Raw genomic sequence first — 13,352 nt, forward strand, 5'->3', positions numbered from 1 at the left:
AGGGATTCTCATGCCCGACCTGAGCTCGGCCGACCACGCCTTCCTGATCCTGCTCAAGAACGAGGGCCGGCAGGTCTCCAACACCGAACTGAACAGGCAGTACGGTGTGACGCTGATCGGCGCGGCCTGCATGCGCCTGAACGGCACCGGCTACGTCGATTCGGACACCACCCGCCGGCCCTACCGGCATCACCTGACCGAGGACGGCCGGAAACTGCTCGACCAGCAGCTGTCGATCGACAGCGACGTCGTCGAGCCGAAGGCCAAGCGGTCGCCCGCGGAGAAGGCGCTGTGGGCCGCCCTCGTGAGCACCTTCAACCGGCAGTCGGTCTCGACTTCCGTGTCGGTCGAGGACCGCGTCCGTCGCGCGTACACGGACCTGAGCGCGAAGCCCGGGCAGTGGATCGGCCTGGCGCAGTTGCGGCCGCTGCTCGCCGGCGTCTCGCGCGCCGAGCAGGACCGCGCGCTGGTGCGCCTGCTCGAATCGGACGACGTGCGCCTCGAGCCCGAACCGCACCGGCACCGCCTCGGCGACGAGGACCGTGCCGCCGCCGTTCGTATCGGCGGGGAAGAACGGCACAAGCTGGCGATCGGCGTGCGATGACCGAGGAGGAACGGGCTGCCCTGGCCGCGCTGCGCTTCAGCTGGGCGCAGGCCGCGGACGACGTGTGGCGGCCCTCGCCGTTCCACGTCGACGGGCTGCATCCGGCGGTCGTCCGGGACGTGCTCGACAGCCTGGCCGAGGCCGGGTTCAGCCCCGACACCAACCCGATCGGCCTGGTGCTGGAGGGCCGGCACGGCTCGGGCAAGACACACCTGCTGGGCTGGGTGCGCGAACAGGTGCAGCAGCAGGGCGGCTACTTCTTCCTGATCGGGCTGCTCGACGGGCGGGCGTTCTGGGACGGCATGCTGGTGTTCCTGCTCAGCGGGCTGACCCGGCCGGTCCCGGGCAGCGAGAGCCAGTTGCGGCTGTTGCTGCGCCGGCTCTCGTCGAAGATCGGCGCGCCCCGGCTGGCCCGCCGCGCGGTGATGGGCGAGACCGAGCTGACGCGGGAGGCGCTCGACCAGTTCGCCGAGGGGCTGAGCGCGTACGACAGCTTTGTGGCCCACGAATGCCGGGACACGTTGCGGGCACTGGCCTTGCGGGCCTCAGACGACGAGGACCAGCAGGACGTGGCGGACAGCTACTTCGACGGTGAGCCGATCACCGAGTCGCTCCGGGCGTGGGGAATCCGCCGCCGGCACCAGCCCCAGGACGTCGTACGGGAGATCTCGTGGCTGCTGGCCCTGACCGGCCCGTCGGTGATCGCCTTCGACCAGATCGACACGGCCATCGCCCAGCTGGCCGTGCGGGAAGACCTGGCGCAGCAGGCGAGCGAGGCACAGAAGGCCGAACCGCTCATCAACATCGCCGGCGGTCTCACCGACCTGCGCGAGGTGACCCGGCGGACCGTGACGGTCGTCGCCACCCTCACCTCGACGTGGGAACAGATCGAGAGCCGGGCCACGGCCTCGTTCGCCGACCGGTTCCGGCGGTGCCCGTCCCTGCAGGGCATCCGCACGGTCGAGATCGCGCGGCAGATCATCGAGAAGCGGTTCGCCTCCCGGTACGCCGACACCGGGTTCAAGCCGCCCTACCCCACCTGGCCGGTGCGGCCCGAGGCGCTCATCGAGGCCATCAACTACACGCCGCGGCGGCTGCTCGTGGTCATCGACCGCCACGTCCGGGCCTGCCTCATCGCCGATGAGGTGCGTGAGCTGGTACGGCTGGACGAGGCTCCGGCGGAGAGCCGCGAAGTCGCGCCCTCGGTCACTGCGCCGGCGGCCCCGGACGAGGCCCTGGCGCGGATCGAGGCTCGCTACGAGCAGCTCAAGCGGGACGCCGATGTGACGTCGCCGCTCGAGCACGACACCGAGGACTCGCTGTTCCCGGCGCTGTTGTCGGCCGGCTTGCACGCGTGGATCGTCGAGCGGGGCGACCGCGGGGCTGCGTTCAGTGTGGATCCGCCGCCCAGTGCCAAGCCTGATCTGCACGCGCGGCTGCGGCGGGATCTCGATGAGCGTACGGAGGAGGAGCGTGAGAACTCGCTCGACCAGACGCGCACCGAGGATCAGATGCACTGGTCGTTCCGGGCCATCAGCGACACCCACCACGGGAATGCGGTGCTGAATCGGATCCGGCGCGCTCGGACCGCGGCGGGGCTGAATCCGGAGGTGGCCAAGCGGAAGCTGTTCCTGATTCGGAACGGGGAGTACTCGTCGTCGGCGCGCACCCAGGAGATCCTGGCTGACGTGCGGCGGGACGGCGGGGTGACGCTGTCGATCGACGACGAGGACCTGCGTGTGCTGGCGGCGCTGCGGGACCTGCGGGAGGAGAATCCGGCTGAGCTGCATGCCTGGCTCGTCAAATACCGGCCGACCGGGCAGCTGACGCTGTTCAAGGAGGCGTTGGCGGAAGCCGTCGCCGATGAGCAGATCACTCCGAGGCGGGAAGAGCGGGCCGGGTTCACCGCCGGGATGTCGGACGACCAGAATTCCGTACCTCTGAGTCTTGAGGCCCTTCGCAAGCATGCGGCGATCTTCGCCGCGTCCGGCTCGGGCAAGACCGTGCTGATCCGGCGTCTGATCGAGGAATGCGCGCTGCTCGGTGTGTCGTCCATCGTGCTCGACCCGAACAACGACCTGGCCCGCCTGGGCGACGAGTGGCCCACTCCCCCGGACAGGTGGTCGGTGCAGGACCTCGAACGCGCCCATGACTACCACGCCGGCACCGAGGTCGTGGTCTGGACGCCGCGCCGGGAGGCGGGCCGCCCGCTGAGTTTCCAGCCGCTGCCGGACTTCGCGGCGGTGCTCGACGAACCGGACGAGTTCTCCGAGGCCGTGGAGTCCGCGGTGGCCGCGCTCGCGCCCCGGGCCAATCTGGTCGGGCGGACCACCCGGGCCCAGCTCGGCATCGCCGTCCTGCGCAAGGCGGTGGAGCACTACGGGCGTCGCGGCGGCGGTTCCATGGACGGGCTGGTGGACATCCTGGCCGACCTGCCCGACGGCGTCAGCCAGCTGCGCCAGGCCGACAAGATCGCCGCTGACGTCGCCCAGGCTCTCCGGGCGGCCATGGACAACGACCCCATGTTCGGCGGCGGCGGCACCCCGGTCGACCCCGGCGTCCTGCTGACCCCGTCGCCCGGTAAGCGCGCCCGCGTCTCGGTGATCAGCCTGATCGGCCTGCGCGCGAACGAGGCCCGGCAGAGCTTCGTCAACCAGCTGCAGATGAGCCTGTTCGCCTGGGTCAAGAAGAACCCGGCCCGCGACCGCCCGCTGCTCGGCCTGCTGGTGATGGACGAGGCGCAGGACTTCGCCCCCTCGGGCGCGATGACCGCCTGCACGCAGAGCACCCTGGCCCTCGCCTCCCAGGCCCGCAAGTACGGCCTCGGCCTGCTGTTCGCCACCCAGGCCCCCAAGGGTCTGCACAACCGCATCCCCGGCAACGCCGCCACCCACTTCTTCGGCCGCATCACCGCGCCGGTGCAGATCGAGGCTGCCCGCGAGATGGCCAAGGCCAAGGGCGGCGACGTGCCGGACGTGGGCGCCCTGACCTCCGGCGAGTTCTACATCGCGCTCGAGGGATCCTCGCCCGAGAAGATCCGTACGCCGATGTGTCTTTCGTTTCATCCGGCCAGTCCGCTCACCGACGAGGAGGTCCTGGTCAGGGCCCTCCGTTAGCATCGGAGCATGTCACGACGGGTGGCGCTGGCCCTGGGCTCCGGTGGCGCGCGGGGTTTCGCGCACATCGGCGCCATCGAGGTGCTCGAGGAACGCGGGTTCGAGGTCAGCGCCGTGGCCGGTTCGTCGATGGGCGCCCTGGTCGGCGGCGTGATGGCCGCCGGCCGCCTGAAAGATTTCCGCGACTGGGCGGTCTCACTCAAGCAGCGCGACGTGCTGCGCCTGCTCGACCCCAAGTGGGCCGCCGCCGGCGCGATCGGCGCCGACCGCCTGGTGACCCATCTGAACGAGTTCCTCACCGACATCGAGATCGAGAAACTCCCGATCCCCTACACGGCGGTGGCCACCGACATCGAGGCGCGCCGCGAGGTGTGGTTCCAGAAAGGCCTGTTGCGTACGGCGGTCAGGGCGTCGATCGCGATCCCCGGCGTCATCACGCCGGTGGTGATCGACGGCCGCCTGCTGGCCGACGGCGGCCTGCTCAACCCGGTCCCCATCGAGCCCACGGCCGCCTCCGGCGCCGACCTGACCATCGCCGTGTCGCTGCAGGCGCCCCGGACGCCACAGGAGCCCACCAGCCCCGTACGCGCAGCGGCGGCGCCGCAGTGGGTCGAGGGCCTCCGCCAGCGCTTCCACACCCGCAAACCCGCGGCGGGCGTCTTCGACGACCTGCGCATCGGCCAGGTGCTGGGCCTCTCCCTGGACGCGATGCAGGATCTGATCGCCCGCTACCGGATGGCCGGCCTGCCACCCGACATCCACATCGCCGTGCCGGTCAGCGCCAGCAGCGTCATGGACTTCAGCCGGGCCGCCGAGCTGGTAGCCCTCGGCCGCGACCTGACCACCAAGGCCCTGGACGACGCGGGGTATTGAGCGGCTCCGGTTGCGAACACCGAATCGGCTCCATCTGCTCATCGCGGGGTGCAATGCCGTACCACTGTCAACCGAGCCCCATACCTGCGATTCGCTTCAATAAGATGGCGTGCTCGGCGAGTGGACCTCCCTCGTCACCGCCTTCGAGAGTTGCTTCTCCGCTCTCGCCTGTGCCGTGGAGCCGTCATCCTCGAGCACTTCCTCCAGTTCTTTCCTTCGTCTGCGTAGCGCGGATGCCTCGGCTGTGGCACCCCAGCAAGGATGCCACTCGCATGTTCACCAGGCTGCGGGCATTCGCGTCAGTGACAGCAGTCGCCACGCTCGTGACGTCGATCGGCTGAACGGTCTCCCACTTCGCGCGTGGAGGACTCATCTTCGCCCACTTCAAGTAGTACTCGTACGTTAGCTGTGACGTCCTCCCCGAGGTTCACTGCACGAGGTAGCGGAGCTTGGACCTCAACCCGACGAGGCGCTGACCGCCGTCAGCGGATCTCGGCCCCGTGGTCCTCGTCGGCGAGAACCACGGGCACAAGGGTTTCACCGGCGCGCAGCGCCGCGCTCAACCGTCGGTTACCGCGTACGGCGACGAAGGACGGCGCCTGGTAGCGCACGACGATCTCGCCGTCCTCGTCCGTCGCCGCCGTCGAGTGGACGCGGCCGGGATCGAGGTGGCACACCGGCGCTGACGGGGTGCCGGTGGGAGTCTCGAGCGCCTCGACGATCCGCATCACAACCTGCTCCGGCGCTGCGCTCGTGGTGTCGCAGACCACGTCGTAGTTGCTGAGGCGGGTCTTGTCGACGCCGTAGCGGGACAGGAATCGCTGGCGTTCGCTTTCACTGCGGCCGGCAAGGTGGTCACGAGCCTCCTCGACGCTGCGATAGTTCTCGACCGGATCCCCGGTCCGGCCGAGCACCCGCCGGGCCGCCACGACCGGGTCCGTGATGAGGTGTACTTTCAGCGCGCCGGTAAAGAAGTGCCAGGCCAGCCGACTGTCGACCACCAGGCGCTCGCCGGAGGCCGCGACGTCGTGTTGCAGCTGGTCGATATGGTTGTCGATCTTGTCGTCCAGTTCCGAATGCAGGTTGAACTGCAGCGCGGTCATGCCGTGCTCCGCGGCCATTCGGCGGTAGATGTCACCGATACTGATCCGGCGCACCCCCAGCCGATCCGCCAGCATCACCGACACGGTCGTCTTGCCACTGCCGAGATCGCCGTTGAGCACGACAGTCCTGGGATGTGTCACCGCCCCACCATCCCTACTCTGCGGGGCTGACACAACTGGACGTGAGTCGCGTTCGGTGCGGCTGACTCGACGAAGAGCTGACAGGTGCGGCATCCAGGACGGATCATGAGGTGGTGGCGGGACCTACCGTGGCGGGGCTCGAGGAGACTGTTGCTGCCTTGCGGGGCACTCGGCTGGCGGGGTTTTCGGTAGTCCCCGCTTACCGTGGCGCATTGCGGGTGGAAGCAGTACCGCCCGTAGACATGCTGGCAGCCTGGGAGGCGGCTTGCGTCCTTGTTCCGGTGACCGGTCGGTGTCTGTCCGGGCGATAGTGCCGACAGTTAAGCCGGCGTCTGCGCCGCGTGTAGTCCATCTGCCTGGGGCTGACCCTTTACCGCTTTTTGAGTTGTCTGCGGTTGGCTGTCAGGATCTCGTCGGACAGTGCGGGGTCGGCTTCGGCGACGGCGCGGGAGACGATCAGCGCGCCGACCATCTGGGAGAACAGCGCCACCGCCTGTTCGCGGGCTTCTGCCGCGGTTGGTTCGGCGCCGGCTTGGTGTGCGCGTTCGAGGATCATTTCGGTGATTCCGCTGATGTATTCCTCGAGCCCGCGCCGGTACTCGGTCTGAGGCGCGGCGCCGTGGCGTCCGGCGTCGACTGCCAGGGCGGCCGAGGGGCACCCGGTTTCGGGGTGATCGCGGTGGGCGGCTGTCACGAATCCGTCGACCATGTCGTCCAGGGCTGCTCGGGCGGAGCGGGGATGCGCCTTGCGGATGGCGGCGAGGACGGCGAGTGAGTCGGTGAAGCCCTGCCGGTAGACCTCGAGGGCAAGGTCTTCCTTCGAGGAGAAGTGGTTGTAGAACCCTCCGTTCGTCATGCCGGCCGCCTTCATCAGCTCCTGGATGCCGATGCCATCGACGCCGTGGAGTTTGAAGCCTTCGCTGGCTGCTCTCACGATCTTTTCGCGGTTGAGCTTCTTCTGCCCTTGGGTGATGCGTGGCACCTCGGCCACCTCCTCGACACGACGGCACCCGTTGCGGGTGGGTCGAGGTAGGCCTCTCCCCGTTGTGATGTTACTCAACATCAAAGAGGCCCCCGAGCCTGCATGCCGCCTTGACACTCAATGATGTCGGACGACATCATTATTTTAATGTCGGACGACATCAAAACATCGACTACGAGGATGACGAATGTTCAAGACCCTTGCTTCACCAGATGCCACCGAATTCGCCGGCAAGCGTGCGGTCGTCACGGGAGGTAGTCGCGGGATCGGCGCGGCCATCGCGCAACGGCTGCTCGACGGCGGTGCGGCCGTCGTCACCACAGCTCGCACCGCCACCGATGAGACGCCGAAGGCCGCCACCTTCGTCGAAGGAGACATCAGCACGCTCGCGGGCGTACAGGCTTTCGCCGCGGCGGCGCTCAACGAACTCGGCGGCGTCGACATAGTGGTCAACAACGCGGGTGCGGCCCGTGCCCACCTCGGCGGCATCTCCTCCATCCCCGATGAGGAATGGCTCGACGCTCTCAACCTCAACTACCTTTCCGCCGTACGGGTCACCAACGCGCTGCTGCCGGCGCTGCGAGAAGCCGGGACGGGCGGCGCGATCGTCAACATCTCAACCGGCCAGGCGCTCACACCCGCGGCGCCGCTGGCCCACTACGGCGCCGCCAAGGCCGCGCTCAACACCTACGGCAAGGCGCTCGCTCACGAGCTCGGGCCCGCCGGGATCCGCGTCACCACGATCATCCCCGGCAACGTGCTCTCCCCTGGCGCCGACCTGATCCGCCAGAACCTCGCCGACGGGATCGGCGTCTCGCTCGCCGACGTCTCGGCGGGCGTGCCGCTGGGCCGCCTCGGCGACCCACGCGACATCGCCGAGGCCGTCGCCTACCTCGTGTCGGACCGGGCACAGTGGGTCACCGGAGCGACCCTGGTCGTCGACGGCGGCGAACTCCCCGTCATCTGACGGGGAGTTCGATCAGCGGCGTGAACGATCCCTGGGCGCGCCGCCGGAGAAGGTCTCGTTCCTGGCGGATGGCACGAAGTTCCGTAAGAATCCCCGGCCGTGGTGGCTGACCGCGAAGACGTCCCGCGGTGACCCTGCCCTCCGACCACCCGTCGGCGCAGGTCACGTCGGTGGCCGGAAGGCGACCGGTGTTGAGGTAGCCGTTGACGGCAGTGTCGACGCAGGTGGAACCGCGGAACAGGTAGACGCCGTGGTCGCGGGCGCCCGACAACGTGATCATGCGGGAGGCCCGGAGGTCCTTGTGCATGGCCTGGCCCATCTCGAGGACGGCGTTGACGTCACCGGCAGCCTGCACGACCAGGGCCGGCACGCCGTTGCGGATCAGGGCCGGTCGCCGTACCGGAGCCTTCCAGAACGCGCATGGTGTGATGGTGGCGCCCACCGGCCCGAAGAGCGGTGCGGTCGCCCGGGCAGCCTGGACGTCACGCCAGTACGTCTCGACGTCGCGGGATACCGGGGCGTCGCCGCACTGCGTGGCGGTGGAGGCACTGCGCTGCGCGGACTGTGCGCCGGTCAGCTGCCCGGCCAGGCCGGCGTCGAGCGCCTCGGTCGGCTCGGCGCGGCCGGTGTCGGCCGCCCGGACGAAGACCCGGATGGTGGCCGCCAGCTCCAGGGCGGTGTCCTCGTGGTCGTCGACGAGCAGGTTGGCGATGATGCCGGGGAGCACAGTGTCATCGACCAGGTACGAGCCGATGTGCAGCGGCCGGCGGGCGGCGGCGCGATAGACCCGATGGACCGTGGCGAGGACCTGCTCGGGTGTATCACCGAGGTGCAGCAGGTCGTCGTGGGCGGCGGTGCGGGCGGCCCACTTGCGCAGGGCGGCTTCGCGGCGTTGGGCGCTGATGCGGTCCCTGAGGACGGTGACGCCCGGACGGTCGGGGTCGATGGCACTGTCGAGGACGATGCGCCCGGCGTGCTGCGGGAACTGCTGGATGTACTGCGCGCCGAGGTAGCTGCCCTGCGAGTAGCCGAGGAACGACAGTGTCGGTGCGCCGAGTGCGGCCCGGACGGTGTCCATGTCGCGGGCGGCGTCGGCGGTGGTGGCGTGGGCCAGCAGGGCGGCGTTGGTGCGGGCGCACCGGCCGGCGAGGTTCTGGGCGAGGGCGACCATGCGGTCGAAGCTTTCCCGGTCGCTACCGGCAGATCGCGGCAGCCAGCTGGCCGGCCACCCGCAGTCGAGGGGCGTGCTGCGGCCCGAGAAGCGCACGTCCATGCCGATGATGTCGAACATGGCGCCGGTGGCCCCCATCGCCTCGCGTGCGGCCGGCACCGTGGCGAGCACCGGATTGGCCGGGCCGCCCAAGTTGATCAGCAGGGGCCCGGCGTAGCGCGTGGTGTCGGTGGCCTTGCTGCGGGCGATGGCGATCGTGATGCTGCGGCCGCGGGGCCGGCTGTAGTCCAACGGAACCCGGATGTCAGCGCACCGCACACCGGCCTCGTCGAGGGTTCGGCCTTCGTGGTCGTCGGAGCCGAGCCGGCAGGACTTCCAGGCGATGGGCGGTGTGGTGTCCGCCGTGGTGGTGGCGGCGGCGGCGGCGAATCCAGCGACAGTGGTGCTCAGGGCGGCGACAAGAACGGTGATCCAACGCATCGGCGGTGCTCCCTCAGACGTCACGGCGGTGCAGCATCCACCCGGCCAGGCCGAGGACAACGGCGGTGTAGAGGCAGAGCAGGCCCAGGCCCGACCACGGGCTGAGCGACAGCGCATCCTGGTGAACGGCGCTGACGGCCGCGCCGGCCGGGGCCGGCAGGTAGCGATAAGCGGCATCGGACACCGATTCCGGCATCAGCCCGAGCACCAGCTGCGGTCCGAGCAGCAGCCCGAACAGCGCCGAGACCCCAGCCGCGGTGTTCCGCAACAAGGCGCCCAGCCCCAGCCCCAGCAGCCCCACCGCGGTCAGGAACAGCGCGCCGCCGAGCACCGCCCGCGCCACACCCGGCGCGTCCAGGCCGACGTTCAGGTGCCGACCGGCGAGGATCCGCTGGCCCACCAGAAATGCCACTAGCACGGCTGGTACGGCAGACAGCAGCGTGGCGACACCCAACGCGATCGCCTTGCCCCACAGCAGCGGTAGCCGGGCCGGGACGGCGGTCAAGCTGACCCGGATCGAGCCGGTGGCGTACTCACCGCTGACGAACAGCGCACCGAGCACCCCGACCGCGAACTGGGCCAGCTGCACCCCGGCGAGACTGATCGCGGTGGCGTCGAACGCGGACAGGTCTGTGGGAGGGCGGGCGACGCGCAGCGTGGCGTAGCCGGCGCCGACGCCGACGACGAGGACGACGGTGGCCGGCAAGCACCAGATCGTGGACGGTAGCGACCGGAGTTTCGTCCATTCCGAACGGATGACCCTGACCTGGCTGACGTGCTGTTCGGCGGCGTACGCGGGAAGGCGGACGACGGTCATGACGACGCTCCGGCGGTGATGGTCGGGTGGTGTTCGACCGCGTCGTGGGTCAGGTCGATGAAGGCCTCCTCGAGCGAGGCCGGCTGGGCCGTGAGTTCGAGCAGAGTGATGCCGGCCGTACCGGCGGCGGCGCCGATCTGGTCGGTGGTCAGCCCGGCCACGGTCAACGCCCCGGCACCGTCGGCGGTCACCTCGACGTCGGGAGAGTCCAGCCGGGCGGTGAGCCGGGCGGGTTCGGTGGTCCGGACCCTCACCACGCTGCGGCCGTACAGCCGGACGAACTCCGTGACGCTGGTGTCGGCGATCAGCCGGCCTGCGCCGACCACGATGAGGTGTTGTGCGGCGAGTGCCATCTCGTTCATCAGGTGCGAGGACACGAACACGGTGCGGCCCTCGGCGGCGAGGCTGCGGAGCAACGCCCGGACCCAGCGGATGCCCTCCGTGTCCAGCCCGTTGAGCGGCTCGTCCAGGATCACCGTGCGCGGGTCGCCGAGCAGCGCCGTGGCGATGCCGAGCCGCTGGCCCATGCCGAGCGAGAACTTCCCGGCCCGCCGCCGTGCCGCACCGGTCAGTCCGACCGCGTCGATCACCTCGTCGACCCGCGACCGGTGGATGCCGCTCGTGCGGGCGAGCGCCAGCAGGTGGTTGTAGGCGCTGCGCCCCGGATGGATCGACCGTGCCTCCAGCAGCGCCCCGACCTCCCGCAGCGGCGCGCTGTGGGATCGGTACGGCCGGCCGTTGACCAGCACCGAACCGCTCGTCGGCGAGTCCAGGCCCAGGATCATCCGCATCGTGGTGGACTTCCCCGCACCGTTCGGGCCCAGGAATCCGGTCACCAGCCCGGGATTGACGGTGAACGTCAGCCCGTCGACGGCGAGCTTGTCGCCGTACCGCTTTGTCAACCCGCGTGCCTCGATCACCGCTGTGCTCCCTCGTTCGTCCGTTGTCGAGGACGGTGCCAGCGCGCAGCGATGGTGTAACTGGGGTGGCCAGCCGGACGATGGTGGGGTTTTCCACACCCCGGCGGGCGAGTTTGCCTCATGGCCGACTTGCGTCCGGCTGCCTACCGTGAAGGTCATGAAGGCAGGGCTACGACTGTTCGGCCCCCTGATGGCGCCGCGGACCTGGCGGACGACTTTCCACGCAGTCGCCGCGATGCTCCTGGGCGTCACCACGGGCCTGGTGATCTGGCTCGTCGTGGTGGCCTGGTGGGGGGCGTTGCTCAGCCTCATCGAAGGGCCGACGGGCCACCCGCTGCTTCCGGTGCTCTACCTCGGTGTCGTCGCGTTCGGGCCGCTCGTGCTGCTGCCGTTCGTGCGGTTCTTCAGCGCCCTGCAGCGGGAACGGTTCCGGGCCCTGCTCGGCGTCGTGATCGCCGGGCCGCGGCACGACCCGGGCACCGGCCGACATCGCCTGCTGCGTCCGTGGACGGCCACGTCGACCTGGCGTCAGTTCGCCTATCACCTGCTCGCCCCGCTGGTCTGCGGAGCCGGTGGGGCCTTGGTCCTGCTCTGCTGGGCGGCGCTGCCGCTGACGGCGTTGTGGGAGCACCAGGCGTCCGGCGCCGGCCATGCCGGCTGGTTCGGCGGGGCCGGGGCCCTGCTCCTCGCCGCGCCGTGGGCCGCACACGGATTCGCCGCCACCGACACCGCAATGGCCCGGCGCATGCTCGGCCCCGGCCGCGCCGAGAGGCTCGCGGAACGAGTGGCGTCGCTGGCCCAGAGCCGAGCCGACCTGGTAGAGGCGGCCGACACCGAACGGCGCAGGATCGAGCGGGACCTGCACGACGGCGTACAGCAGCGGCTCGTCTCGCTCGCCCTGAACCTCGGCATGGCCCGCGCCGCGTTCACCGACGAATCGCCGGAGATCCTGGAGGTCCTCGCCGCGGCGCACGACGACGCCACCGCCGCGCTGACCGAACTGCGCGACTTCGTCCGCGGCCTGCACCCAGCCGTCCTCGACGACCGCGGCCTCGACGCCGCGCTCTCCGGCATCGCCGCCCGGGCTCCCCTGCCGGTCGAGCTGCGGGTCGCCCTCGCTCCCCGGTGCTCACCGAGCACCGAGGCCATCGCCTACTTCGCCGTTTCCGAGGCACTGGCCAACGTCGCCAAGCACGCGCAGGCGAGCCGGGCCGAGGTCGTCGCCGAGCGGATCGGCGACCGGCTCGTCGTGACCGTGATCGACAACGGCCGCGGCGGGGCCGCCATCGACAGCATCGGCACCGGCCTACGTGGACTGCAGCAGCGGGCCGCAGCTGTCGACGGCAATCTGACCGTGGTGAGCCCTTCCGGTGGCCCGACAACCGTTACCCTGGCCATCCCATGCGCGTAGTCCTCGCCGAGGATTCAGTCCTGCTACGGGCCGGCCTCACCAAGCTACTCAACGACGGCGGCTTCGAGGTCGTCGCCGCGGTCCCCGACGCCCAGCAACTGCTCACCGCCGTCGACGAGCACCGGCCCGACGTCGCAGTCATCGACGTGCGGATGCCACCGACCCACACCGACGAGGGCATCCGCGCCGCGCTCGTCATCCGCCGGCAGCACCCCTCGATCGCCGTGTGCGTCCTGTCGCAGTACGCCGAGGAGCGTTACGCCACCGATCTGCTGTCCCTCGGCACCAGCGGTGTCGGCTACCTGCTCAAAGATCGGGTCGCGCACGTCTCCGACTTCCTCGACGCCCTGCGCCGGATCGCAGCCGGCGGCACCGCACTCGACCCGGAGGTCGTCGCCCAGTTGCTGGTACGCCGAACCGAAAACCCGATGCAGCGGCTCACCGCCCGCGAGCGTGCGGTGCTCCAGCTCATGGCGGAGGGCCGCTCCAACACCGGCGTCACCGAGGTACTCGACGTCAGCCACAGCGCCGTCGAGAAATACGTCACCAACATCTTCGCCAAACTCGACCTTCCACCCACCGACACCGACCACCGCCGCGTGCTGGCCGTGCTCAAATACCTCGGTACCTGAACCGTGATCATGAATGCCGGCACACTCGCGCCGCCGGTACACGGGGAACCCGCTGGATCAGCCGAGATCGCCTCCACAGAACGATCCGTGAAACGCGAGGGCCAACGGGGAACATGCCGATCGCGGCGTAGGTGG

General features: G+C 69.9%; 11 protein-coding genes. 6 read left to right on the top strand and 5 right to left on the bottom strand.

Annotation, left to right across the window (positions count from 1 at the left end; all coding sequences use genetic code 11):
• Positions 1-10: 10 nt before the first annotated feature.
• The 3 genes from KXC43_RS33235 to KXC43_RS33245 are packed head-to-tail and all read left to right on the top strand — an operon-like array spanning position 11 to position 4,593.
• Positions 11-604: a hypothetical protein gene (locus tag KXC43_RS33235; RefSeq protein WP_221380172.1), complete on the top strand. Its 594-nt coding sequence runs from the start codon at positions 11-13 to the stop codon at positions 602-604.
• Positions 601-3,720, top strand: a complete 3,120-nt coding sequence (locus tag KXC43_RS33240) for an ATP-binding protein (protein WP_221380173.1) — start codon at positions 601-603, stop codon at positions 3,718-3,720. The genes KXC43_RS33235 and KXC43_RS33240 overlap by 4 nt, the downstream gene beginning before the upstream one ends.
• A 9-nt stretch (positions 3,721-3,729) precedes the next feature.
• The gene (locus KXC43_RS33245; RefSeq protein ID WP_255645273.1) at positions 3,730-4,593 is read left to right on the top strand and encodes a patatin-like phospholipase family protein; all 864 of its coding nucleotides are present in this window, start codon (positions 3,730-3,732) and stop codon (positions 4,591-4,593) included.
• A 482-nt stretch (positions 4,594-5,075) separates the two neighbouring features.
• On the opposite strand, the gene KXC43_RS33250 is transcribed toward KXC43_RS33245, so the two are convergent.
• Positions 5,076-5,930 (bottom strand): AAA family ATPase, encoded by an 855-nt coding sequence (locus KXC43_RS33250; RefSeq protein WP_255645274.1) that lies wholly within the window; start codon positions 5,928-5,930, stop codon positions 5,076-5,078.
• Between the two features lie 277 nt (positions 5,931-6,207).
• Positions 6,208-6,819 carry a TetR/AcrR family transcriptional regulator gene (locus KXC43_RS33255; protein WP_221380174.1) on the bottom strand — a complete coding sequence of 204 codons (612 nt, stop codon included), beginning with the start codon at positions 6,817-6,819 and terminating at the stop codon, positions 6,208-6,210.
• 187 nt (positions 6,820-7,006) lie between these two features.
• Between KXC43_RS33255 and KXC43_RS33260 the strand changes: the two genes are divergently transcribed.
• The gene (locus KXC43_RS33260; RefSeq protein ID WP_221380175.1) at positions 7,007-7,786 is read left to right on the top strand and encodes an SDR family oxidoreductase; all 780 of its coding nucleotides are present in this window, start codon (positions 7,007-7,009) and stop codon (positions 7,784-7,786) included.
• Here the strand turns inward: KXC43_RS33260 and KXC43_RS33265 are convergent.
• Genes KXC43_RS33265 through KXC43_RS33275 form a run of 3 tightly spaced genes read right to left on the bottom strand, consistent with a single transcriptional unit; the run spans position 7,779 to position 11,174 of the window.
• A complete protein-coding gene (locus tag KXC43_RS33265; protein ID WP_221380176.1) occupies positions 7,779-9,437 on the bottom strand; it encodes an alpha/beta fold hydrolase in 1,659 nt (552 codons plus the stop codon). The genes KXC43_RS33260 and KXC43_RS33265 overlap by 8 nt on opposite strands.
• Before the next feature lie 13 nt (positions 9,438-9,450).
• On the bottom strand, positions 9,451-10,254 hold the full coding sequence (locus tag KXC43_RS33270) for an ABC transporter permease subunit (RefSeq protein ID WP_221380177.1): 804 nt from the start codon (positions 10,252-10,254) through the stop codon (positions 9,451-9,453).
• Complete coding sequence (locus tag KXC43_RS33275) at positions 10,251-11,174, bottom strand: ABC transporter ATP-binding protein (protein WP_221380178.1); 924 nt, start codon at positions 11,172-11,174, stop codon at positions 10,251-10,253. Before KXC43_RS33275 ends, KXC43_RS33270 begins: the two co-directional genes overlap by 4 nt.
• A 157-nt stretch (positions 11,175-11,331) precedes the next feature.
• Here KXC43_RS33275 and KXC43_RS33280 point away from each other — a divergent pair, with 157 nt between their 5' ends.
• Both KXC43_RS33280 and KXC43_RS33285 read left to right on the top strand, forming a co-directional pair.
• A complete protein-coding gene (locus KXC43_RS33280) occupies positions 11,332-12,585 on the top strand; it encodes a sensor histidine kinase (RefSeq protein WP_221380179.1) in 1,254 nt (417 codons plus the stop codon).
• The gene (locus KXC43_RS33285; RefSeq protein WP_221380180.1) at positions 12,576-13,217 is read left to right on the top strand and encodes a response regulator transcription factor; all 642 of its coding nucleotides are present in this window, start codon (positions 12,576-12,578) and stop codon (positions 13,215-13,217) included. Before KXC43_RS33280 ends, KXC43_RS33285 begins: the two co-directional genes overlap by 10 nt.
• The last annotated feature ends 135 nt before the right edge of the window (positions 13,218-13,352 follow it).

Source organism: Paractinoplanes polyasparticus, assembly GCF_019710575.1.
Classification (GTDB): Bacteria; Actinomycetota; Actinomycetes; order Mycobacteriales; family Micromonosporaceae; genus Actinoplanes; species Actinoplanes polyasparticus.

Bases quoted from the DNA above. Each gene is read 5' to 3' on its own strand.
- KXC43_RS33235 (WP_221380172.1), top strand. From the start codon at position 11: ATGCCCGACCTGAGCTCGGCCGACCACGCCTTCCTGATCCTGCTCAAG.
- KXC43_RS33240 (WP_221380173.1), top strand. From the start codon at position 601: ATGACCGAGGAGGAACGGGCTGCCCTGGCCGCGCTGCGCTTCAGCTGG.
- KXC43_RS33245 (WP_255645273.1), top strand. From the start codon at position 3,730: ATGTCACGACGGGTGGCGCTGGCCCTGGGCTCCGGTGGCGCGCGGGGT.
- KXC43_RS33250 (WP_255645274.1), bottom strand. From the start codon at position 5,930: ATGCCGCACCTGTCAGCTCTTCGTCGAGTCAGCCGCACCGAACGCGAC.
- KXC43_RS33260 (WP_221380175.1), top strand. From the start codon at position 7,007: ATGTTCAAGACCCTTGCTTCACCAGATGCCACCGAATTCGCCGGCAAG.
- KXC43_RS33265 (WP_221380176.1), bottom strand. From the start codon at position 9,437: ATGCGTTGGATCACCGTTCTTGTCGCCGCCCTGAGCACCACTGTCGCT.
- KXC43_RS33270 (WP_221380177.1), bottom strand. From the start codon at position 10,254: ATGACCGTCGTCCGCCTTCCCGCGTACGCCGCCGAACAGCACGTCAGC.
- KXC43_RS33280 (WP_221380179.1), top strand. From the start codon at position 11,332: ATGAAGGCAGGGCTACGACTGTTCGGCCCCCTGATGGCGCCGCGGACC.
- KXC43_RS33285 (WP_221380180.1), top strand. From the start codon at position 12,576: ATGCGCGTAGTCCTCGCCGAGGATTCAGTCCTGCTACGGGCCGGCCTC.